General features: G+C 45.7%; 15 protein-coding genes and 8 pseudogenes. 19 read left to right on the top strand and 4 right to left on the bottom strand.

Annotated features, from left to right (window positions below; translation table 11 throughout):
* The first annotated feature begins 66 nt into the window (after positions 1–66).
* From H1225_RS13130 to H1225_RS13120, 3 genes are all read left to right on the top strand, one after another.
* On the top strand, positions 67–477 hold the full coding sequence (locus tag H1225_RS13130) for a DNA polymerase III subunit psi (RefSeq protein WP_072064367.1): 411 nt from the start codon (positions 67–69) through the stop codon (positions 475–477).
* Positions 446–892 carry a ribosomal protein S18-alanine N-acetyltransferase gene (rimI, locus tag H1225_RS13125; RefSeq protein WP_161727475.1) on the top strand — a complete coding sequence of 149 codons (447 nt, stop codon included), beginning with the start codon at positions 446–448 and terminating at the stop codon, positions 890–892. The genes H1225_RS13130 and rimI overlap by 32 nt, the downstream gene beginning before the upstream one ends.
* A 1,530-nt stretch (positions 893–2,422) precedes the next feature.
* Positions 2,423–4,441 (top strand): ATP-binding protein, encoded by a 2,019-nt coding sequence (locus tag H1225_RS13120; RefSeq protein ID WP_000211147.1) that lies wholly within the window; start codon positions 2,423–2,425, stop codon positions 4,439–4,441.
* A gap of 129 nt (positions 4,442–4,570) precedes the next feature.
* Here H1225_RS13120 and H1225_RS13115 read toward each other — a convergent pair whose 3' ends face one another.
* Genes H1225_RS13115 through H1225_RS13105 form a run of 3 tightly spaced genes read right to left on the bottom strand, consistent with a single transcriptional unit; the run spans position 4,571 to position 7,060 of the window.
* Positions 4,571–5,812: a tyrosine-type recombinase/integrase gene (locus H1225_RS13115; protein WP_001218618.1), complete on the bottom strand. Its 1,242-nt coding sequence runs from the start codon at positions 5,810–5,812 to the stop codon at positions 4,571–4,573.
* Between the two features lies 1 nt (position 5,813).
* Positions 5,814–6,083 (bottom strand): hypothetical protein, encoded by a 270-nt coding sequence (locus H1225_RS13110; protein WP_001995600.1) that lies wholly within the window; start codon positions 6,081–6,083, stop codon positions 5,814–5,816.
* Positions 6,084–6,085: 2 nt separating this feature from the next.
* Positions 6,086–7,060 (bottom strand): ParM/StbA family protein, encoded by a 975-nt coding sequence (locus tag H1225_RS13105; protein WP_000497807.1) that lies wholly within the window; start codon positions 7,058–7,060, stop codon positions 6,086–6,088.
* 464 nt (positions 7,061–7,524) lie between these two features.
* Here H1225_RS13105 and mobI point away from each other — a divergent pair, with 464 nt between their 5' ends.
* Positions 7,525–7,968 (top strand): conjugative transfer protein MobI(A/C), encoded by a 444-nt coding sequence (mobI, locus tag H1225_RS13100; RefSeq protein ID WP_000348524.1) that lies wholly within the window; start codon positions 7,525–7,527, stop codon positions 7,966–7,968.
* 10 nt (positions 7,969–7,978) lie between these two features.
* Here the strand turns inward: mobI and umuC are convergent, their stop codons facing one another.
* A complete protein-coding gene (umuC, locus tag H1225_RS13095; protein WP_001142610.1) occupies positions 7,979–9,151 on the bottom strand; it encodes a translesion error-prone DNA polymerase V subunit UmuC in 1,173 nt (390 codons plus the stop codon).
* Positions 9,152–9,434: 283 nt separating this feature from the next.
* On the opposite strand from umuC, the gene H1225_RS13090 reads away from it, so the two are divergent.
* The 15 genes and pseudogenes from H1225_RS13090 to H1225_RS18445 form a co-directional block, all read left to right on the top strand.
* Positions 9,435–10,028: a Tn3 family transposase gene (locus H1225_RS13090; protein ID WP_000107352.1), complete on the top strand. Its 594-nt coding sequence runs from the start codon at positions 9,435–9,437 to the stop codon at positions 10,026–10,028.
* Positions 10,029–10,141: 113 nt separating this feature from the next.
* The gene (locus tag H1225_RS13085; protein ID WP_239739148.1) at positions 10,142–13,117 is read left to right on the top strand and encodes a Tn3 family transposase; all 2,976 of its coding nucleotides are present in this window, start codon (positions 10,142–10,144) and stop codon (positions 13,115–13,117) included.
* Between the two features lie 93 nt (positions 13,118–13,210).
* A pseudogene (locus tag H1225_RS18340) lies at positions 13,211–13,423 on the top strand (repA); the annotation flags it as partial.
* 111 nt (positions 13,424–13,534) lie between these two features.
* Positions 13,535–15,027: pseudogene (locus H1225_RS13080) on the top strand (IS91-like element ISCR2 family transposase).
* A 343-nt stretch (positions 15,028–15,370) separates the two neighbouring features.
* Entirely contained in the window at positions 15,371–15,883 is a 513-nt protein-coding gene (locus H1225_RS13075) for a dihydrofolate reductase (protein WP_086371372.1), read from the top strand.
* An 82-nt stretch (positions 15,884–15,965) separates the two neighbouring features.
* Positions 15,966–16,241, top strand: a complete 276-nt coding sequence (locus H1225_RS13070) for a toprim domain-containing protein (protein ID WP_239739147.1) — start codon at positions 15,966–15,968, stop codon at positions 16,239–16,241.
* A gap of 72 nt (positions 16,242–16,313) precedes the next feature.
* Positions 16,314–17,339 (top strand): annotated as a pseudogene (locus H1225_RS13065) (IS91-like element ISCR2 family transposase); the annotation flags it as partial.
* Positions 17,340–17,683: 344 nt separating this feature from the next.
* Complete coding sequence (locus tag H1225_RS13060) at positions 17,684–18,196, top strand: dihydrofolate reductase (RefSeq protein ID WP_086371372.1); 513 nt, start codon at positions 17,684–17,686, stop codon at positions 18,194–18,196.
* A gap of 82 nt (positions 18,197–18,278) precedes the next feature.
* Positions 18,279–18,566: pseudogene (locus H1225_RS18450) on the top strand (DNA topoisomerase III); the annotation flags it as partial.
* Between the two features lie 61 nt (positions 18,567–18,627).
* Positions 18,628–19,654: pseudogene (locus H1225_RS13055) on the top strand (IS91-like element ISCR2 family transposase); the annotation flags it as partial.
* Between the two features lie 345 nt (positions 19,655–19,999).
* A complete protein-coding gene (locus H1225_RS13050; protein ID WP_086371372.1) occupies positions 20,000–20,512 on the top strand; it encodes a dihydrofolate reductase in 513 nt (170 codons plus the stop codon).
* Between the two features lie 82 nt (positions 20,513–20,594).
* Positions 20,595–20,870 (top strand): toprim domain-containing protein, encoded by a 276-nt coding sequence (locus H1225_RS13045; RefSeq protein WP_239739147.1) that lies wholly within the window; start codon positions 20,595–20,597, stop codon positions 20,868–20,870.
* A gap of 72 nt (positions 20,871–20,942) precedes the next feature.
* Positions 20,943–21,967, top strand: a pseudogene (locus H1225_RS13040) (IS91-like element ISCR2 family transposase); the annotation flags it as partial.
* A 343-nt stretch (positions 21,968–22,310) separates the two neighbouring features.
* Positions 22,311–22,821: pseudogene (locus H1225_RS13035) on the top strand (dihydrofolate reductase).
* An 82-nt stretch (positions 22,822–22,903) separates the two neighbouring features.
* Positions 22,904–23,191, top strand: a pseudogene (locus tag H1225_RS18445) (DNA topoisomerase III); the annotation flags it as partial.
* Between the last annotated feature and the right edge of the window lie 23 nt (positions 23,192–23,214).

The raw sequence follows: 23,214 nt of genomic DNA, 5'->3' as shown, positions 1-23,214 counted from the left end.
TTTATTGGCGTAGTTTATGCCCTCTGATACTATGTACCGTTGTTCTACACTTGATAGGTAAACATAATGAGCCGTAAAGACAGAATGTTATCCCAACTTGGAATTCGTCAGTGGGTACTTCATAAGCCTGCTGTGTTAAAAGGCGAGCATTCTGTTCAATTTCCGGATACAACACGTTTACTTATCATTACTGATGATACCGTTGATCTAAATAACGGGCTTTTCTCTGATATTTTTAGCGCCATGGGGATAGATAAAGACGAAATCTATTGTATTACAACAGATGATGTGAGCATGCTCACAGAATCATTCAATCTTCCCTGCTGGTTATTAGGCACTGATCTCATACTTCCCTCTGAATATACTTCTCTGAGAAGCCCTTCATTACATCAGTTATATTTTGATGCTGATGCAAAACGCGATCTTTGGAAACAAATTTATCAATATGAAGACCATTTCACTCTTAAACCCTGCTGATTTACTTTTAGCATGGGAAATTGAAAAATTAAGTCATTCATTCCCTTGGAGTGAAGAAACATTTTATAGTAACCAAGGTAGTCATTATTTTAATCTGAAAATTTGCATTGATAATATTATTGTAGGTTTTGCAATTACGCAATTAATATTAGATGAGGCAACACTTTTTAATATCGCAATCCATCCTGATTATCAGGGGAAAGGTTACGGTAAAGCACTTTTATTGGAACTGATTGAAACACTTGAGAAAAAAAATATTACTACCTTATGGTTAGAGGTGCGAGAATCTAATGAAAAAGCATTCAATCTCTATGAATCTATAGGATTTAATTTCGTTTCAAAACGCAAAAACTATTACCCAACGAAGACAGGAAATGAAGATGCGATTATCATGGCTTATCCTATTTCTTTCTAATTAAATCTTTATTTAAGTTAAATTTAAAACGCCTTCTATTAGGCGTTTTTTGTTTTATTTGAAGAATGATAATTTTATTTTTTCATTATTTTTATTTGAAATTTATCTTTATTTTTACTTAATGTAAATTTATCAAGTTAATTTCACTTTTGTCATCGTTAAATTTTAAAACGTCAGGTGATTATAACGGTGTTAAAAAGGTGAATAATATTTAAAAGAAGTAGTTGAGTATTTGCTTTTATTTTAAATAAAGTGATTAGTCTCTAAATATAGACAAAATTAAATCTAAATGAAGGTATGTTTATTTAGATCCTTCTATTCAATCCTGAACCGAAAATAAATAGGCTAACGCTTTGCTTTATTGTTAGCTCATAAAGGTAGCTTGTAGAATTTTTAGCAAACATAGGTATGCTGAGCGTATCAATGAAAACAATGTTGCTCTATAAGGCAGTAGATACGATTAATTTTTTCAAACACTAGGCATCACTCCCTCAAGTAGATAAAATAGTAACCATTGATTGTTTATACAGACAAGATAGGCGAAAATAAGCGCCAATTAAGATTAACTTACGGGTTGAATGTTTTTATAGTCACGTTAATTATTACTTATAGCAATATATCAGTGTCTTACATTCTCTCGTCTATCAACCAGAAGATCACCATTGATGTCTAATCCTATTTTTCAGCAAGAAGTTGCTCGTCGTAGAACTTTTGCCATTATTTCGCACCCTGATGCCGCCCAGCCTTTCAACGCTTAAAACCACCTTTCATTGCACACCACAATCACATCTCTACGTACTGAATTTAAAGGCTTTTTGTCTTTTTCTCGTTTCTTTGCTTTTCAATGATGTTCAAGCGTAACCTCGGAAAATGTGTACAAACTTGAGTACAAATCGCCATATTTACCGTTTTTAGCCAAATTCCATGACACAAACCTAGCTGTAGGCCTTGTTCCTACTGGGTTTTAGCCAAAACTTGCCTATATTTTTTATGCCAAAAATCGAGAAATGATGGTAAGACGTTCGCGATTATCTCTAATTGTTTGCCGGTTGAGTTGGTTACCGGTTGCTTTCTTGCTGTCCTAAAAGTTCATTTGTATGGGCCTGATCTTCTGAACAAATCATGCATCTTTCTGACCATCAACAAGTGATGAATCAGGCGATGATAGCTTTACATTGATTTTCAGGAGAATGCAGATGACAGCAGTAGCGCACCAAGTAACCCCTTTTCTAACGTCTTACGAAGTTATGGCTCGTTACCACATTAGCTATACGACGCTCTGGCGAAGAATAAAAGATGGCAGCTTGCCGCAACCTCGTATCAACCGAAATACACGAAACAAGCTGTGGCACATTGAAGACTTGGAGGAGTATGAGAAGAATTAGGAATAGATAGCGTAGCTTAGTTTTTCTGTTGGAGCTTGGACTAACGCTTTGAAACGCCGGCTTGTGCCAACAATATAGTTAATATGTACACCAACTTAGGCTAAGATAGCAGCATGGATTTTTTATTGATTGGATGGATAGGTAAGTGACGACTCCTCAAGAACGGACAACAGGTATTACAAATGCGTCGATAAAAAAACGTTTCGGCTCAATTCCCGCTTGGAAGATGTTGAGTGAATATATCTGGAACGGTTTGGATGCTGGTGCATCAGATATTGATGTCATTATTAACACCTGTGATCTCGGCGGGGTGGAGTCAATAGAGATCCATGATAATGGTGAAGGAATTGACTTTCATAACCTAGACCGAAATTTTGATAATTGGGATGACTCATCCAAAAAACAGGTTACCCAAAAAGGCAGTCAAGGCAGAGGGCGGTATTCATTTCATAAATATGCTGCAACAGCAACCTGGCTTACGAGAAGACAATCTGAGAATGCACGTATTACCATAGACTCGTCTCGTATTAAAACGTACAAAGTTGAGTTGATCGACGATAAAGAACAGCATAGTAGTATTCTTTCAAATGGAAGTGGGACATCAGTATTTCTTACGGGCATTACGAGTGAAAAATCTCAAAAAATCCCTAATATTGAAAATATCATGGAGGAGCTTTCAAATGAATTTGGTTGGAAGCTAATAGTTTTTTCTAACCTTAAAATATCAGTTAATAGAGTCCGAGTGACGCCTCCCCAACATAGGTTGTTTCAAGAGCTTATAGATGTTGATGGAAATATATTTAGTTCAAGTATCATTCAGTGGATAAAAAAACCATCTGGTGAAAAGTCATACAATTATTTTAGAGATTCAAAAGAACATCAGAAGTATAGAAATCTGACTGGTTTTAACTACAAAAACAATTTTTTCATAAGTGGATATATACAATCTGAGTGGTTCGATAATTTTCAAGATACCTCATCTCCAAATGCTGATCTCTTCATTAGTGAAAAGAGTGATGGGAATAAAGTTTTAGCTATGCTGCTAAAAGAACTGCGCAACAAAACAGCCGAGATTTATCAGGGGTTCCTTAGAGAAAGAGCTGTTCAGCTTGTCGATTCTTTCGAAGAAAAAGGATATTTTCCTGTTTACAATTGGGAGTCTGACGAAGATCGTTCCTTTAGAATTGCACATACGAAGAAATTAGTAACTAGTATCTGCGTTGCTGATCCAGCAGCTTTTAATGGGCTAAAGGCTAAGCAAACAAAAATTATAATCGGTTTGCTTGATAGGCTATCTACATCAAGTGAAAATGATAGTTTGATAGATATATTGGAAGGCGTTTTAGACTTAAATAAGGAGCAAATGGATGAATTTGCATCTCAAATAAGTAAATCTAAACTTGATTATATAATTAGCACGATTGGACACATTCATAAGCGAGATCTAGTCGTACAGAAAATGAAGTACCTTTTTAAAGAGCACGCTAAAGAAGTTCTAGAAACACCAGACTTACAAGGTATTATTGAGGCTAATACATGGTTGTTTGGCCCTCAGTACACAACTATAGGTGCCGAAGAGGATGACTTTTCTAATACAGCTAGAAATCTTCGGAATTCAGATATTGAAATATTGGATGGGGACGATATCAGTACCAGTGATCTTATTGAAGGCGCTACCATAGAGGGGGCAAAAGGCCAAGTAGATTTGTTTCTTGCACGCAAAATGGTCACAATTGATCATTCTACACAAGAAGAATTTATTAAATGTACGATCATTGAAATAAAAAGACCAAGTGTAGCATTGAATAAGAAACATTTAGCTCAAGCTGAACGTTATGCTGAGGTACTTGATAAGCATCCTGCCTTTAATGATGAGAGAATGAGATTTGATGTTGTTCTTGTTGGAACTAAAATCTCCCAGAATGATACTCAAATTACAAGGCGGTTGAAAGACCTTGCTGGTAAGGGCGGCGCGGGCCTTGTTTCCGGGGCGGATGAAAGAATTCGAGTATACGTTAAAAGTTGGTCTACAATTTTTAATGATTTCGAGGTGACTCATAGTGCTTTATTACAAAAGCTAAAAATAAAGAGAAGCGAGCTAGAGTATAAATCTAAGCAAACCCTTGTGGATGAATTGCAAATACCTCTCTCTGAGGCGTCGTGAGACTTATAATAATTATTCGATAAGTTGTTTTTTTGTAACTGGAAAAACAACTAATCTAAACCGAGCCAAATGCACTACTTGACTCGGTCATTTGTACTAGCTCAGTCTCTTCCTTAATTCAGCTACCCCTTATTGTCCGAAACGCCAGTTGAATGGAAAGCCTGTCGGCTCGATGATGGTTTCTAGTTGTTGATACCAAACGTCGTAAGCATGACGCATTTCGTCCAGGTACTGATATTGGTTGTAGATAGCATCCAGCCCTTTTTTGCTGTGGCCAATCATCAACTCGGCAACTTCTTGCGTCGTGATGGCAGACATTCGCGTTCGCATCGTTCTGCGAAGATCATGCATAGACCAGTGTTCCATCTCAATACCAAGCGATCTGCGAGCCCAGATTTTCACATTGTTAGGAATAGTGGTATCAAAGCCATTTGTGGCAAGCTCTTCTTGTCCGTTCGCGGGAAACAAGTAAGTTGATTTGCTCATCTGCATCGCCAGTTCAATCAGCTCAATAGCTGGCTTAATCAATGGCCGCATGATCGGCGCTCCAATTTTCTCACCTTGTTTGCGGATCTCTATGGGCACTGTCCACATTGCAGATTGCAAGTCAAAGTGATGCTTTTCAGCTTGAATGAGTTCGCCCTTGCGCCCTCCCAATAAGAGAAGCAGTTTTATGTAGATGCGATTCTTCTCAGTGATTTTTGACTCATGCAAATAGCGCCAAAGTATCCTGATCTCGTTGTCATTTAGCACCCGAGTTCGTTTTCCTTTTTTACCGCCAACCTTTTTTGCTGTGATCCCAGCGGCAGCGTTAATTTCCAAAATTTGTTCATCAATCAGCCAGTCATAGAACTTATGCAGTACAGACACTAGGCGCTCTGTGTTTGACGGAGACGATTCCGAAACCTCACGAAGACAGTTTCGCAAGGACAATTCAGTGATGTCAGTTAATGGATACTTGCCAAGTCGGGGCAGCAAATATATTTCACTGCTGCGTTTTTGGTAGTGCCACGTTTTCTCCTTTAGCCCTTGCTTACCGGCAGAGTCTATCCAGTCTCGAAAAATCGATTCGAAGCTTTGATTAGCAGAATACTTAGCCCGTTCCTGCTGTAGGTAAAGCTTGGGGTTTCGGCCTTGATCAAGTACTGCCCTTAACCTATCCAGCTCATTCCTGGCTTCAGCCAGCTTCATAAGGGGGTAAGTACCTATGTCTACCCGCTGTTGCTTGCCATCGAACCGATAACGAAACTGAAAAACAATTTTGCCCTTGGGCGATACCCGAGCACTTAGCCCATCTCGGTCGGCTTTTACTACGGTTTCTTTTGCTTCTTTATTTAACCTGGCATCGAGCCAGCTAACTGATAACGCCATGTTATAAGCCCAGCCCTAGTTTTGATTTTAATGATTGTTTACGTGTTTCTGCTTTGGGTTCTGGCGCTGTACTCATAGAAGTAACTTCACCATCTGGTGCAAGGCCATCCACCGGTACAGATGTCGTGGATAGATTGGGTTGGCTCATTTGAATTAACCCAAAGGTTGCCAGCATCCGCAGACGCTCAGCGCGTTCCCGTGGTGGCGTCTTTTCCAATTCTTTGAGTAGTTCTGGGTGGCTCCCTGGGGGAATGTTGACGACAACTCTCATGATCATGCCCCATAAAACCAGAAGCCTCGGACGTTCGCCAAAACAGACTGCTCAGGCACGATGATCTTGCTTCGTGAAAAAATCTCCTTGGCCGCTTCCTTATAAGCCAAGGCTCCACCTCCGGCGATCAATACCAAGTCCGCATTAATGCTTTCGTCACGCATGGATTGACGCATGGCTGTAAGAGCAACAGGCGCTACCTTTTTCATGGCAGCATTCAGATAAGGTGAAATATCGACTTTTTCTCCAAATAGCAGGACCTGTAAGTCGCCGGTTCTCATGGCTTTTTCAAGTCGATCCATTCCGACTTTGGCACCATGATCTTCCGAAATCAGCTTATCGATGGTTTCCAGTAGCACGGACATTGCCTGAAGACTGGTTCCTGATGAGCTGTAGCGAATTTCTCCGGCCTCAAGGGCAACCCAATCAACAGAAAAGAAGCCGGGATCAATGACGACGACACGACCTTCTTCAATCAAGCCCAGATCACCACCCGTTTGAACCAGATCCATATAGGCACCGGCAGGCTGTGGTAGTACTTTGACGTCATGAACGGTGATGCTGCGCTTAGGCGTCACTTGATGGACACCTTTTAAACGCTGCACAAGGTCAGACTTACGTTGTGGTTCATGAAACTGGGAAACCGGTAATCCAGTGACAACCAAATCGATGGATTCTGTTTCAGCCATTAACAAGGCGGCATGAAAAAGTGCCTTATAGGTTTTTGTGGTGGGATATTCCGGGTGAAGCTCTCGTTCCCAGCCTTGAAGGCGTCCAGCAGGAACACCAGCGGCCCAGCGCTCATTATCGACAGAGACATACAAACAAGTTTCATCATCGCCTCCACCGATACGCTCCGGCATACGATCCGCTGGACCGGCACCCGCAGGTAGAATAATGGTTTTCGGTTCACTACCTGATTGGCCAATTGCCAGCTTCAGGTTTGAGTAACCGATATCTACGCCTAGTACAAACATACTTATCTCCTGTGCACTCAAAGTGCTCTAACGGTTTTCAATCAACCGCGCTGTTCACGCTTGGGCATTTCCAAGTGCTCTGGCGGTTTACTCAAATGTCATTATCAGGATTCGGTGCACTGGCGGTGGGCAGAAAGGTGACAAATCCTTTCATCTATCTGCCTATTGCATTTTTGCAAAAGTATGAGAATAGGCTCTGTTTGGCGGCTGGTGACCTAGCCAAAAAAATTGAGACGCCAAACGTCGTTTGCATTCTGGCCTGAACTTGCCAAACGGTTTGTATCTTCATGGCGATACGTCTTTTTAGGTGTTTTTAAGTGAAATCAGCCTGTATCCCTTGTCGGGTATGGGATTGAGCGAGTCGATTTATATCGAGACGCCAAACAGTGATTGTGACGGCAGTTTTACGTTTGGCGTTTCGATCCAAAAGCCAAACGGATAGTGGTTTTGGCTTTAGGGGTTAATTGGATGGGGAAATTGGTTTGGTAGAAATCGTCAATGAACAATGGAAAGCAGATGTATCAGATTTACTTCAGCAAGAAACGGACAGGCTAAAAGCGCTGGCACGAGCTGAAGTTGATGACTTTTGGGTTACCCATTACAAGGTTCGAGAGAATGAGCCCTTTAAAGACTGGGGTCTGCTTGGTGTCCGTATCAGAGACTTTAAGTATGGCTTTGGCATAGAGTGGTATATCAACAGTTTTCACGGTCAACGAGGCAAACGCGTGGTCTTTAGCAAGGGGCTGCGTATCTCAAAGACGAAGCTGAGATACGCATTTTTAGACTGCCAAGGTTTGGCCAAAGAATGGGAGCTAGCGCTGGCCATGGAGAAAGAGGAATTCTTCAGTGATATTCGACGCCAGGTTGATAAGCTCAACATGCTGCGTCGCAGAGTGAATGCGTATTGAGTCAACTGCGCTACTTCACTCGCGGTAACTGGTCCCAGCGTGTTGTATAAGCGGGAGACAAATGCTCTCGCTTCATCGACCAATCTTTCTTGAGTCCTTGTCCAGCAAAGAAAACCTTTCCGGCACCGCTTTGGTTAATGGTGTCCAATACAGACATTAGCTGCTGGCTATTAGAGCGGGTCGATACGTCATCGAATAGTCCTGGTTGAAACATGCCAGGATCGTAAAAGTCAGACAGCATGACGCCCGCTTTGGCATAACGAAAACCATCCTTCCATATCCGCTTGAGTAAGTGATTGGCCAGCTCGATAAAATCCCGCGTGTCGCAACTGGGGATTAGCAATTCACCCGATGCAGAGTTGCTGTACTGCGGCTCGTTGTCCTTAAAGGGGCTGGTACGTATGAACACGGTCAGCACTTTGGCTTGCTGCTGTTCTTTGCGAAGTTTCTCAGTGGCGCGGGTTGCGTATTCGCATACGGCTTCACTTAAAAATTCAAAGTGCGTCACTTTTACGCCAAATGAACGGCTACAGACGATTTGCTTCTTAGTTGGCGGGATCTCTTCAAGTTCAATGCACGACTCACCATTGAGCTCTCTGACGGTTCTTTCTAAAACCTCTGAAAACTGGTCTCTGATGGCTCTAGGAGAGGCATTGGCGAGATCTAAGGCTGTGGTGATACCCAACGCATTTAAACGCTTAGAAAGCCGTCTACCAACGCCCCAAACATCATCAACCGGGACTAATGCGAGCAATCGACGTTGCCGATCTGGATTGGTCAGGTCTACAACCCCCTGAGTAGCTGGATATTTTTTGGCGGCATGGTTAGCCAGTTTGGCGAGTGTTTTAGTCGGTGCAATGCCTACACAGACGGTGATCCCAATCCAGTGGCCTATGCGCTCTCGCACTTGTTGTCCGAACTCGACAAGAGATATGGCAGACTCAATACCGGTTAAATCCAAAAACGCTTCGTCAATAGAGTAAACCTCTACTCGTGGTGCCATCTCCTCCAAAGTGCGCATCACTCGACTGCTTAAATCTGCATACAGCGCGTACAGTTGGCTAAGAATTCCCGCTAAAAATAGACGAGTAAGTGAGCAACCATTCTGCCGCATGGGTTGCTGGCGTCTAACACCAGAAAAATCACCCAGCCCAACCCGCTGTCTATTTTTTAAGGTGGGCATTCATCTACATGTCTAATTTTTTACCAATTTGATCGCTAAGATGTACTAATTTGATTACCGAGGGAGACTGACGGACTAATTACTTAGGGGCTTAATCGTACAATCTCCACTCGACACCACACAACTCACTTCTGGACATTTCTGAGTTGCATTTTAGCTAATTTAGAAAAACATGAATTAGATAAAGTATGGAAATTTCAAATCAATATGAGGCGGACATGAAGAAATTGAAAAAAGTAGCTTAACTGGGTTGGTCAATTTTGGTTGACCACGTCATGTTCCGGTGAGTACGCAAGTCATTGGCGCTAACGAATATGAAGGTCACTTTGCTTTTGACTTACTCTATAACAACTCTTCAGATATACAGCCTAATACCTTATCGACCGATACGCATGGTACCAATAATGTTAACTTCGCTATATTAGATTTCTTTGGTTACACATTCGCCCCTCGATACGCGAAAATGAAAAAGGTGTTTTTTGAGCTATTTGAAGTGACTGAAGAGAACGGAGGCCGTATTCAATTAAAGAAAGATATTAATCATAAGCTAATTGCTGAAGAATGGGACAATATTCAGCATATTGTTTGTTCATTGAGTCGTAAAACCACCACTCAAAGCACAATCATTAGAAAGTTGAGTAACGGCAAGAGCCGAAGATTGTCAGCATTGCATGAGTACGACCGTTTAATTAAATCTATTTATGTTTTGGAGTATGTTGATAATTCAACGTTGCGTCATTACGTCCAGCAAGCCTTGAACAGAGGTGAAGCATACCATCAGTTAAAACGTGCTATTACTTCAGTTAATGGCAATAAATTTCGTGGGGGGAATGATTACCAAGTATCACAATGGGGTTCTAGGGATTTTCCCCTCTAAAAAGACTTAATCCTCTGTAGACCACACCAATAAATGGCTGCGGAGGTGGGTTACTACTTATAAGTGTGGCAAATTAGGTAAATATCGTACATTTAATACGGAACAGCCCTGATATGGCCATCAAAAACGAAATTACTATTCTCACGAGAGCAGAACAGGCAGATCTTTATTCCCCACCCATTTTTTCAATCGAAGAACAACGTCTGTACTTTTCTCTGAACGATGCGGAATTGGCAGTTTTTCGGTCAATTCGTCTCAGAGCTCATAGATGTTACTTTGTCGCGATTTTGGGATACTTCAAATCAAAGCCCGTCATCCTAGATATCGCTTACTCGCAGGTTTCTAAGGATTTAATGTTCATCAGTAAAGAGCTGCTTGGCGGCAAGGGCTCAGACCATTCACTCCTCACAAAAACAAAAGATCGACTCTACGCAAAAGTATTAGACCTTGCTGGTTATCACAAATGGGACGAAAGTCAGCACTTCAATTCTCTTTTCGACCACCTTGTTCAGGTGGGCAATGCCTGGCTGGAGCCGCGTTACCTCTTTGATACTGCTATTGAATTCCTAACCAGTCACAGCATTGCTATCCCTAGGTACACCGTACTCCAGAGACTGATAAGCAGAGCGATGCAGCAGGTCAGAAAAGACCTGGCGCACCAACTTAATCAACTCACCAGTCCTGAACTTCACGTCTTTCTGGACAGCATAACAGCCATTGATGACGGACTAAGCCTGAACCAGCTCAGAGGCGGTGCAAAAAGTCTGACCGTACCTGAACTTAAAAAAGAGCTTGCCCTTTATCATCAGTTAGCGCCATGGCGCACGCAAATCAATGGCGTTATCGATGGGCTTAATCTGTCTCTTAAAAATCGACAACACTTCGGTGAGCTCATCAACTATTACGGTAGTAAACTCAAACGATTCAAACGCGCACAGCAGCATCTATGGTTGCTATGTCACCTGACAGAGCGGATACAACTGGCACTGGAACGGTTAACTGATGGGTTCATTTACCATATCCGCAAGCAACAAGAAGCTGCCAACACCTTTGCACAACAAGCAGTGTTCCTGTCCTGGCAGTCAGCCGCGGACAATGTCACGAAAGCGGCAGAGTTACTGCATCTGTTTGTGGATGAGAACATTGATGATAATCAACCCTTCTCAGTAGTCAGACAACAGGCATTGAAGGTCATGAATGACAGGGATATCCAGACCCTCTGCCTTTACCTGAAAAAACAGAAACGGACCGTGGAAGAGTACCAGTGGCAACATTACGATGAACAATGCAATCTCCTGGAGCAACTGTTAAGGCAGGTGTTCTTGTGCCTTGAATGTGAGGCCGGTAAAGGCTCAGAAGCCGTCGTCGCCCAACTTCAACAGATGCAGACGGAAATCGCATTCGGTGGACCACTGAAGACGATGGATACGTCGCTCATCCCGAAAAAGCACCTCCCATGGTTGGTTAAACAGGATAACGTTAACCCGCAACGTTACGAATGGCTGCTCTACCGGCAGTTAACCTCACGACTGAATGGACGCATTTATTTGCCAAATGTTACCAAATACCGCGCACTGGAAGACGACCTGATCCCCCAGACATCGCAGGATACCTTGCTGGCCTCATCAACACTGGACAGACTAAAACAGCCCGCAGAGTTATTGTTACAGGAGAAACAACACCGGCTGGAAAGTGCACTCAAAGACGTTGCTCTCCATATTGATGAGGGAGACAATCGAAATGTGATCATGAAAAATCGTACCGGTACCCGCTGGCGTCTGCCGACCAAAAGCGCTACATCTCTGGTCAACAATCCCTTTTTTAAGCGAATGCAACCGGTCGGTATCGCGGATGTACTGCGGTATGTAGAGCGCGAAACCGGGTTCATGAAATGTCTGACTCATGTACTTCCGATACAAAAACAAGGGTTCACTCATCAGGATGATTTACTGGCCATTCTGATTGCCAACGCCACTCACCGTGGTGTGTATGGCATGGCGCAGATCTCCGATCGAAGCTATGAACACCTGAGTACGGTGCAGGCCAACTATATCCGGCCTGAAACGCTGCATGACGCCAGCGACGTGATCAATAATGCGGTTGCAGCGCTACCCATCTTCCGCCACTACCATATTCAGGAGGACCAGCTGCATGCCAGTGCGGATGGTCAGAAATTCGAAACCCATCTGGAAACCTTTAAAACCCGGTACTCCTCTAAGTATTTCGGCACCAACAAAGGGATCACGGCCATGACACTGGTGGCCAACCACAGCGCCCTCAATGCTCGGATCATCGGTTCCAACGAGCACGAATCACACTATATTTATGACCTGTTACAATCCAACAGCAGTGAAATCAAACCTGACGTACTCTCGACAGATACACACGGTGTCAATCATGTTAACTTCGCCTTACTGGATCTATGCGGTTACAGTTTTGCACCGCGATACGCGCAGTTCAGTAGTGTCATCAATGATCTGTTTGATGTGACTGAAAGTGAACAAGGCAGCACCATACTGGCGCTAAAGAAGCCTATCAGAACGAATGTTATTACAACGGGATGGCAAGATATCAGGCGTATTGTTCTGTCACTTCAGACAAAGCGGACGACACAAGCAATGCTGGTAAGAAAGTTGTCTGGTTACCCTTCTGGACACCCAATATTACAGGCTCTGACGGAGTATAATCGACTGGTTAAAGCGCAATATTTACTTGACTACATCGACGATGCCAGTTTGCGGCAGTATGTGCAACGTGCCCTGAACCGGGGAGAAGCATGGCACTTCCTTAGACGAGCCATTGCGTCGGTGAATGGTGATCAGTTCCGTGGCAAAAACGAGTCTGAAATCGCTATCTGGAATGAATGCGCAAGATTGCTTGCCAACGCGATCATCTACTTCAACTCCGCGATACTGAGTCATCTTCTGGGACACTTTGAAGCGAGAGGAGATGAAGAGAAAGCGGGTATCACTCGTGCTGTTTCGCCCGTTGCGTGGCAAAATATCAACTTAAGCGGAACGTATAACTTCACTAATACTGGGAAATTGCCCAATATTGGCGAAATAACAAGGCCGATAGTGGATGATTAGGCTCCAAGCTGAAAGTAAACCACCTCCGCAGCCATTTATTGGTGTGGTCTACAGAGGATTATGTCTTTTTAGAGGGGAAAATCCCTAGAACCCCACCTTGAGACAGAACGCGCCTTGGTCAGAATCCCAGTCGCTGGGCGGGTTTGCGCCTACGCTCTTGACCCCCACGAGGTCTGGAAAGGGTACGACAACGCCAAAGAATACGCGGCCTTCGTGACCAAGACGCTGGTCAACAAGGACGGCGATATTAAGCGCCGGATCATGTCGATGTTTAGCCCAGAGGAACGCCCAGACGACAGGGAGTGACGGGCACTGGCTGGCAATGTCTAGCAACGGCAGGCATTTCGGCTGAGGGTAAAAGAACTTTCCGCTAAGCGATAGACTGTATGTAAACACAGTATTGCAAGGACGCGGAACATGCCTCATGTGGCGGCCAGGACGGCCAGCCGGGATCGGGATACTGGTCGTTACCAGAGCCACCGACCCGAGCAAACCCTTCTCTATCAGATCGTTGACGAGTATTACCCGGCATTCGCTGCGCTTATGGCAGAGCAGGGAAAGGAATTGCCGGGCTATGTGCAACGGGAATTTGAAGAATTTCTCCAATGCGGGCGGCTGGAGCATGGCTTTCTACGGGTTCGCTGCGAGTCTTGCCACGCCGAGCACCTGGTCGCTTTCAGCTGTAAGCGTCGCGGTTTCTGCCCGAGCTGTGGGGCGCGGCGGATGGCCGAAAGTGCCGCCTTGCTGGTTGATGAAGTACTGCCTGAACAACCCATGCGTCAGTGGGTGTTGAGCTTCCCGTTTCAGCTGCGTTTCCTGTTTGCCAGCCGGCCCGAGATCATGGGGTGGGTGCTGGGCATCGTTTACCGCGTCATTGCCACGCACCTGGTCAAGAAAGCGGGCCATACCCACCAAGTGGCCAAGACGGGCGCGGTCACCCTGATCCAGCGTTTTGGATCGGCGCTCAATCTGAATGTTCACTTCCACATGCTGTTTCTCGACGGTGTGTATGTCGAGCAATCCCACGGCTCAGCGCGTTTCCGCTGGGTCAAGGCGCCGACCAGCCCAGAGCTCACCCAGCTGACGCACACCATCGCCCACCGGGTGGGTCGCTATCTGGAACGGCAAGGCCTGCTGGAACGGGATGTCGAAAACAGCTATCTGGCCTCGGATGCGGTGGATGACGACCCGATGACACCCCTGCTGGGGCACTCGATCACTTACCGTATCGCTGTCGGTTCACAGGCGGGGCGAAAGGTGTTCACTTTGCAAACTCTGCCGACCAGTGGTGATCCGTTCGGTGACGGGATTGGCAAGGTAGCCGGGTCCAGCCTGCGCGCCGGCGTGGCGGCCAGGGCCGATGAACGCAAGAAGCTCGAACGGCTGTGCCGGTACATCAGCCGCCCGGCGGTATCCGAGAAGCGGCTGTCGTTAACACGAGGCGGCAACGTGCGCTACCAGCTCAAGACGCCGTACCGGGACGGCACCACGCACGTCATTTTCGAACCATTGGATTTCATTGCAAGGCTGGCCGCCCTGGTACCGAAGCCCAGAGTCAACCTAACCCGCTTCCACGGGGTGTTCGCACCCAACAGTCGGCACCGGGCGTTGGTCACGCCGGCAAAACGGGGCAGGGGCAACAAGGTCAGGGTGGCTGATGAACCGGCAACACCAGCACAACGGCGAGCGTCGATGACATGGGCGCAACGGCTCAAGCGTGTTTTCAATATCGACATCGAGACCTGCAGCGGCTGCGGCGGCGCCATGAAAGTCATCGCCTGCATTGAAGACCCTATAGTGATCAAGCAGATCCTGATCACCTGAAGCACAAAGCCGAAACCAGCGGGACCAGGGCGTTACCCGAAAGCCGGGCGCCACCGGCTGAGCTGCTCCTGGGTCTGTTTGACTGACGAGCCTGAAGGCCAACGATACCAATCAAAATGCTGCGTTCACAGCGCCGCGGCAGGATCCGCCGTGCTGGTTGTCGGAAAAGGAGCCGCTAGTGGGAAAGAGGAGGGTAAATTTTCAGCGTTGCTGGCTCCCCGTCAGCCGGATTGGGTTGCATCGCAGGGGTGTCGAAAGAGTCAACTGCGGTCCAAAGCTGTTGGACTTGGGTGAAAAGGGCGTTTATTCTTCCTATACGTATGATTCAAACTGCAGATGAGTTACATTTGAAAGAAAAGGTGAAAAACCAATTGAGAAATTATTGCATGTGCTTAATGCCTCAAATAAAAAATTAATTATTCAATACCGATCATTATGAAACTATCATTAATTGTTGCCATGGATAAAAATTTTGGCATTGGTAAAGACAACGATTTGTTATGGAAATTGCCGGCTGATATGAAATTCTTTAAAGAAACTTCAACAGGTCATGTAGTAATAACCGGACGTAAAAATTATGAATCTATTCCTGAGAAATTTAGACCCTTGCCAAATCGTGAAAATGCCGTTTTAACTCACCAAATCGGCTATCAAGCACCAGGAGCTCATGTCTTTTTTTCACTTACTGAATGTTTAGAGTTCTATAAAAATGAAACCGAAAGAACTGTTTTCATCATTGGTGGGGGACAAATTTATGCAGAAGTTATGCAGCGAAACATCCTTCAAGAAATGTATATCACACAAGTAGATGGAGTGTTTGACGCAGATACTTTTTTTCCTAAATTTTCTGAATCTGAGTGGAATAGTGAAACTGTACTGAAACAGGGTATTGATGAAAAACACGCTTTTGCTTTTGAAATAAAAAAATATACACGTAAATAACTCTAAAACTTACTGTTTTTGTTGAAATGTTTTGTATGTAACGGTTTCAAAACTTCAACGACCTTACTAACTTTGCCTCCTTATGATTTTATGTATAGCTGAAAAACCTTCTGTGGCAAAAGATATTGCCGAAGTAATTGGTGCAAAACAACGCAACAACGGCTTTTATGAAGGAAATGGCTATTGGGTAACCTGGACTTTTGGCCATCTGTGTACATTGAATGAACCCCATGATTACAAAGAAAATTGGAAATACTGGAAATTGGAAGATCTGCCAATTGTACCTAAAAAATTTGGCATTAAACTAATTGATAACGATGGAGTAAAAGGCAATTTGCTGTTATTGAAAAATTGGTAGCATCTTGTTCTGAAGTCATCAATTGCGGGGATGCCGGGCAGGAAGGGGAGTTGATACAAAGATGGGTATTGGCACCTGGTCAAGAAAGCGGGCCATACCCACCAAGTGGCCAAGACGGGCGCGGTCACCCTGATCCAGCGTTTTGGATCGGCGCTCAATCTGAATGTTCACTTCCACATGCTGTTTCTCGACGGTGTGTATGTCGAGCAATCCCACGGCTCAGCGCGTTTCCGCTGGGTCAAGGCGCCGACCAGCCCAGAGCTCACCCAGCTGACGCACACCATCGCCCACCGGGTGGGTCGCTATCTGGAACGGCAAGGCCTGCTGGAACGGGATGTCGAAAACAGCTATCTGGCCTCGGATGCGGTGGATGACGACCCGATGACACCTGCTGGGGCACTCGATCACTTACCGTATCGCTGTCGGTTCACAGGCGGGGCGAAAGGTGTTCACTTTGCAAACTCTGCCGACCAGTGGTGATCCGTTCGGTGACGGGATTGGCAAGGTAGCCGGGTCCAGCCTGCGCGCCGGCGTGGCGGCCAGGGCCGATGAACGCAAGAAGCTCGAACGGCTGTGCCGGTACATCAGCCGCCCGGCGGTATCCGAGAAGCGGCTGTCGTTAACACGAGGCGGCAACGTGCGCTACCAGCTCAAGACGCCGTACCGGGACGGCACCACGCACGTCATTTTCGAACCATTGGATTTCATTGCAAGGCTGGCCGCCCTGGTACCGAAGCCCAGAGTCAACCTAACCCGCTTCCACGGGGTGTTCGCACCCAACAGTCGGCACCGGGCGTTGGTCACGCCGGCAAAACGGGGCAGGGGCAACAAGGTCAGGGTGGCTGATGAACCGGCAACACCAGCACAACGGCGAGCGTCGATGACATGGGCGCAACGGCTCAAGCGTGTTTTCAATATCGACATCGAGACCTGCAGCGGCTGCGGCGGCGCCATGAAAGTCATCGCCTGCATTGAAGACCCTATAGTGATCAAGCAGATCCCGATCACCTGAAGCACAAAGCCGAAACCAGCGGGACCAGGGCGTTACCCGAAAGCCGGGCGCCACCGGCTGAGCTGCTCCTGGGTCTGTTTGACTGACGAGCCTGAAGGCCAACGATACCAATCAAAATGCTGCGTTCACAGCGCCGCGGCAGGGATCCGCCGTGCTGGTTGTCGGAAAAGGAGCCGCTAGTGGGAAAGAGGAGGGTAAATTTTCAGCGTTGCTGGCTCCCCGTCAGCCGGATTGGGTTGCATCGCAGGGGTGTCGAAAGAGTCAACTGCGGTCCAAAGCTGTTGGACTTGGGTGAAAAGGGCGTTTATTCTTCCTATACGTATGATTCAAACTGCAGATGAGTTACATTTGAAAGAAAAGGTGAAAAACCAATTGAGAAATTATTGCATGTGCTTAATGCCTCAAATAAAAAATTAATTATTCAATACCGATCATTATGAAACTATCATTAATTGTTGCCATGGATAAAAATTTTGGCATTGGTAAAGACAACGATTTGTTATGGAAATTGCCGGCTGATATGAAATTCTTTAAAGAAACTTCAACAGGTCATGTAGTAATAACCGGACGTAAAAATTATGAATCTATTCCTGAGAAATTTAGACCCTTGCCAAATCGTGAAAATGCCGTTTTAACTCACCAAATCGGCTATCAAGCACCAGGAGCTCATGTCTTTTTTTCACTTACTGAATGTTTAGAGTTCTATAAAAATGAAACCGAAAGAACTGTTTTCATCATTGGTGGGGGACAAATTTATGCAGAAGTTATGCAGCGAAACATCCTTCAAGAAATGTATATCACACAAGTAGATGGAGTGTTTGACGCAGATACTTTTTTTCCTAAATTTTCTGAATCTGAGTGGAATAGTGAAACTGTACTGAAACAGGGTATTGATGAAAAACACGCTTTTGCTTTTGAAATAAAAAAATATACACGTAAATAACTCTAAAACTTACTGTTTTTGTTGAAATGTTTTGTATGTAACGGTTTCAAAACTTCAACGACCTTACTAACTTTGCCTCCTTATGATTTTATGTATAGCTGAAAAACCTTCTGTGGCAAAAGATATTGCCGAAGTAATTGGTGCAAAACAACGCAACAACGGCTTTTATGAAGGAAATGGCTATTGGGTAACCTGGACTTTTGGCCATCTGTGTACATTGAATGAACCCCATGATTACAAAGAAAATTGGAAATACTGGAAATTGGAAGATCTGCCAATTGTACCTAAAAAATTTGGCATTAAACTAATTGATAACGATGGAGTAAAAAGGCAATTTGCTGTTATTGAAAAATTGGTAGCATCTTGTTCTGAAGTCATCAATTGCGGGGATGCCGGGCAGGAAGGGGAGTTGATACAAAGATGGGTATTGGCACCTGGTCAAGAAAGCGGGCCATACCCACCAAGTGGCCAAGACGGGCGCGGTCACCCTGATCCAGCGTTTTGGATCGGCGCTCAATCTGAATGTTCACTTCCACATGCTGTTTCTCGACGGTGTGTATGTCGAGCAATCCCACGGCTCAGCGCGTTTCCGCTGGGTCAAGGCGCCGACCAGCCCAGAGCTCACCCAGCTGACGCACACCATCGCCCACCGGGTGGGTCGCTATCTGGAACGGCAAGGCCTGCTGGAACGGGATGTCGAAAACAGCTATCTGGCCTCGGATGCGGTGGATGACGACCCGATGACCCCTGCTGGGGCACTCGATCACTTACCGTATCGCTGTCGGTTCACAGGCGGGGCGAAAGGTGTTCACTTTGCAAACTCTGCCGACCAGTGGTGATCCGTTCGGTGACGGGATTGGCAAGGTAGCCGGGTCCAGCCTGCGCGCCGGCGTGGCGGCCAGGGCCGATGAACGCAAGAAGCTCGAACGGCTGTGCCGGTACATCAGCCGCCCGGCGGTATCCGAGAAGCGGCTGTCGTTAACACGAGGCGGCAACGTGCGCTACCAGCTCAAGACGCCGTACCGGGACGGCACCACGCACGTCATTTTCGAACCATTGGATTTCATTGCAAGGCTGGCCGCCCTGGTACCGAAGCCCAGAGTCAACCTAACCCGCTTCCACGGGGTGTTCGCACCCAACAGTCGGCACCGGGCGTTGGTCACGCCGGCAAAACGGGGCAGGGGCAACAAGGTCAGGGTGGCTGATGAACCGGCAACACCAGCACAACGGCGAGCGTCGATGACATGGGCGCAACGGCTCAAGCGTGTTTTCAATATCGACATCGAGACCTGCAGCGGCTGCGGCGGCGCCATGAAAGTCATCGCCTGCATTGAAGACCCTATAGTGATCAAGCAGATCCTTGATCACCTGAAGCACAAAGCCGAAACCAGCGGGACCAGGGCGTTACCCGAAAGCCGGGCGCCACCGGCTGAGCTGCTCCTGGGTCTGTTTGACTGACGAGCCTGAAGGCCAACGATACCAATCAAAATGCTGCGTTCACAGCGCCGCGGCAGGGATCCGCCGTGCTGGTTGTCGGAAAAGGAGCCGCTAGTGGGAAAGAGGAGGGTAAATTTTCAGCGTTGCTGGCTCCCCGTCAGCCGGATTGGGTTGCATCGCAGGGGTGTCGAAAGAGTCAACTGCGGTCCAAAGCTGTTGGACTTGGGTGAAAAGGGCGTTTATTCTTCCTATACGTATGATTCAAACTGCAGATGAGTTACATTTGAAAGAAAAGGTGAAAAAACCAATTGAGAAATTATTGCATGTGCTTAATGCCTCAAATAAAAAATTAATTATTCAATACCGATCATTATGAAACTATCATTAATTGTTGCCATGGATAAAAATTTTGGCATTGGTAAAGACAACGATTTGTTATGGAAATTGCCGGCTGATATGAAATTCTTTAAAGAAACTTCAACAGGTCATGTAGTAATAACCGGACGTAAAAATTATGAATCTATTCCTGAGAAATTTAGACCCTTGCCAAATCGTGAAAATGCCGTTTTAACTCACCAAATCGGCTATCAAGCACCAGGAGCTCATGTCTTTTTTTCACTTACTGAATGTTTAGAGTTCTATAAAAATGAAACCGAAAGAACTGTTTTCATCATTGGTGGGGGACAAATTTATGCAGAAGTTATGCAGCGAAACATCCTTCAAGAAATGTATATCACACAAGTAGATGGAGTGTTTGACGCAGATACTTTTTTTCCTAAATTTTCTGAATCTGAGTGGAATAGTGAAACTGTACTGAAACAGGGTATTGATGAAAAACACGCTTTTGCTTTTGAAATAAAAAAATATACACGTAAATAACTCTAAAACTTACTGTTTTTGTTGAAATGTTTTGTATGTAACGGTTTCAAAACTTCAACGACCTTACTAACTTTGCCTCCTTATGATTTTATGTATAGCTGAAAAACCTTCTGTGGCAAAAGATATTGCCGAAGTAATTGGTGCAAAACAACGCAACAACGGCTTTTATGAAGGAAATGGCTATTGGGTAACCTGGACTTTTGGCCATCTGTGTACATTGAATGAACCCCATGATTACAAAGAAAATTGGAAATACTGGAAATTGGAAGATCTGCCAATTGTACCTAAAAAATTTGGCATTAAACTAATTGATAACGATGGAGTAAAAGGCAATTTGCTGTTATTGAAAAATTGGTAGCATCTTGTTCTGAAGTCATCAATTGCGGGGATGCCGGGCAGGAAGGGGAGTTGATACAAAGATGGGTATTGGCACCTGGTCAAGAAAGCGGGCCATACCCACCAAGTGGCCAAGACGGGCGCGGTCACCCTGATCCAGCGTTTTGGATCGGCGCTCAATCTGAATGTTCACTTCCACATGCTGTTTCTCGACGGTGTGTATGTCGAGCAATCCCACGGCTCAGCGCGTTTCCGCTGGGTCAAGGCGCCGACCAGCCCAGAGCTCACCCAGCTGACGCACACCATCGCCCACCGGGTGGGTCGCTATCTGGAACGGCAAGGCCTGCTGGAACGGGATGTCGAAAACAGCTATCTGGCCTCGGATGCGGTGGATGACGACCCGATGACACCTGCTGGGGCACTCGATCACTTACCGTATCGCTGTCGGTTCACAGGCGGGGCGAAAGGTGTTCACTTTGCAAACTCTGCCGACCAGTGGTGATCCGTTCGGTGACGGGATTGGCAAGGTAGCCGGGTCCAGCCTGCGCGCCGGCGTGGCGGCCAGGGCCGATGAACGCAAGAAGCTCGAACGGCTGTGCCGGTACATCAGCCGCCCGGCGGTATCCGAGAAGCGGCTGTCGTTAACACGAGGCGGCAACGTGCGCTACCAGCTCAAGACGCCGTACCGGGACGGCACCACGCACGTCATTTTCGAACCATTGGATTTCATTGCAAGGCTGGCCGCCCTGGTACCGAAGCCCAGAGTCAACCTAACCCGCTTCCACGGGGTGTTCGCACCCAACAGTCGGCACCGGGCGTTGGTCACGCCGGCAAAACGGGGCAGGGGCAACAAGGTCAGGGTGGCTGATGAACCGGCAACACCAGCACAACGGCGAGCGTCGATGACATGGGCGCAACGGCTCAAGCGTGTTTTCAATATCGACATCGAGACCTGCAGCGGCTGCGGCGGCGCCATGAAAGTCATCGCCTGCATTGAAGACCCTATAGTGATCAAGCAGATCCGATCACCTGAAGCACAAAGCCGAAACCAGCGGGACCAGGGCGTTACCCGAAAGCCGGGCGCCACCGGCTGAGCTGCTCCTGGGTCTGTTTGACTGACGAGCCTGAAGGCCAACGATACCAATCAAAATGCTGCGTTCACAGCGCCGCGGCAGGATCCGCCGTGCTGGTTGTCGGAAAAGGAGCCGCTAGTGGGAAAGAGGAGGGTAAATTTTCAGCGTTGCTGGCTCCCCGTCAGCCGGATTGGGTTGCATCGCAGGGGTGTCGAAAGAGTCAACTGCGGTCCAAAGCTGTTGGACTTGGGTGAAAAGGGCGTTTATTCTTCCTATACGTATGATTCAAACTGCAGATGAGTTACATTTGAAAGAAAAGGTGAAAAACCAATTGAGAAATTATTGCATGTGCTTAATGCCTCAAATAAAAAATTAATTATTCAATACCGATCATTATGAAACTATCATTAATTGTTGCCATGGATAAAAATTTTGGCATTGGTAAAGACAACGATTTGTTATGGAAATTGCCGGCTGATATGAAATTCTTTAAAGAAACTTCAACAGGTCATGTAGTAATAACCGGACGTAAAAATTATGAATCTATTCCTGAGAAATTTAGACCCTTGCCAAATCGTGAAAATGCCGTTTTAACTCACCAAATCGGCTATCAAGCACCAGGAGCTCATGTCTTTTTTTCACTTACTGAATGTTTAGAGTTCTATAAAAATGAAACCGAAAGAACTGTTTTCATCATTGGTGGGGGACAAATTTATGCAGAAGTTATGCAGCGAAACATCCTTCAAGAAATGTATATCACACAAGTAGATGGAGTGTTTGACGCAGATACTTTTTCCTAAATTTTCTGAATCTGAGTGGAATAGTGAAACTGTACTGAAACAGGGTATTGATGAAAAACACGCTTTTGCTTTTGAAATAAAAAAATATACACGTAAATAACTCTAAAACTTACTGTTTTTGTTGAAATGTTTTGTATGTAACGGTTTCAAAACTTCAACGACCTTACTAACTTTGCCTCCTTATGATTTTATGTATAGCTGAAAAACCTTCTGTGGCAAAAGATATTGCCGAAGTAATTGGTGCAAAACAACGCAACAACGGCTTTTATGAAGGAAATGGCTATTGGGTAACCTGGACTTTTGGCCATCTGTGTACATTGAATGAACCCCATGATTACAAAGAAAATTGGAAATACTGGAAATTGGAAGATCTGCCAATTGTACCTAAAAAATTTGGCATTAAACTAATTGATAACGATGGAGTAAAAAGGCAATTTGCTGTTATTGAAAAATTGGTAGCATCTTGTTCTGAAGTCATCAATTGCGGGGATGC

Origin of the sequence: Proteus penneri (assembly GCF_022369495.1) — a bacterium.
Classification (GTDB): Bacteria; Pseudomonadota; Gammaproteobacteria; order Enterobacterales; family Enterobacteriaceae; genus Proteus; species Proteus penneri.
The sequence above is the reverse complement of the archived record's forward strand: the minus strand, read 5'-3'. Positions and strand labels throughout refer to the sequence as shown.

Excerpts from the sequence above, each read along its gene's own strand:
- H1225_RS13130 (WP_072064367.1), top strand. The coding sequence starts at position 67 with ATGAGCCGTAAAGACAGAATGTTATCCCAACTTGGAATTCGTCAGTGG.
- rimI (WP_161727475.1), top strand. The coding sequence starts at position 446 with ATGAAGACCATTTCACTCTTAAACCCTGCTGATTTACTTTTAGCATGG.
- H1225_RS13115 (WP_001218618.1), bottom strand. The coding sequence starts at position 5,812 with ATGGCGTTATCAGTTAGCTGGCTCGATGCCAGGTTAAATAAAGAAGCA.
- H1225_RS13110 (WP_001995600.1), bottom strand. The coding sequence starts at position 6,083 with ATGAGAGTTGTCGTCAACATTCCCCCAGGGAGCCACCCAGAACTACTC.
- H1225_RS13105 (WP_000497807.1), bottom strand. The coding sequence starts at position 7,060 with ATGTTTGTACTAGGCGTAGATATCGGTTACTCAAACCTGAAGCTGGCA.
- umuC (WP_001142610.1), bottom strand. The coding sequence starts at position 9,151 with ATGCCCACCTTAAAAAATAGACAGCGGGTTGGGCTGGGTGATTTTTCT.
- H1225_RS13085 (WP_239739148.1), top strand. The coding sequence starts at position 10,142 with ATGGCCATCAAAAACGAAATTACTATTCTCACGAGAGCAGAACAGGCA.
- H1225_RS13070 (WP_239739147.1), top strand. The coding sequence starts at position 15,966 with ATGATTTTATGTATAGCTGAAAAACCTTCTGTGGCAAAAGATATTGCC.
- H1225_RS13045 (WP_239739147.1), top strand. The coding sequence starts at position 20,595 with ATGATTTTATGTATAGCTGAAAAACCTTCTGTGGCAAAAGATATTGCC.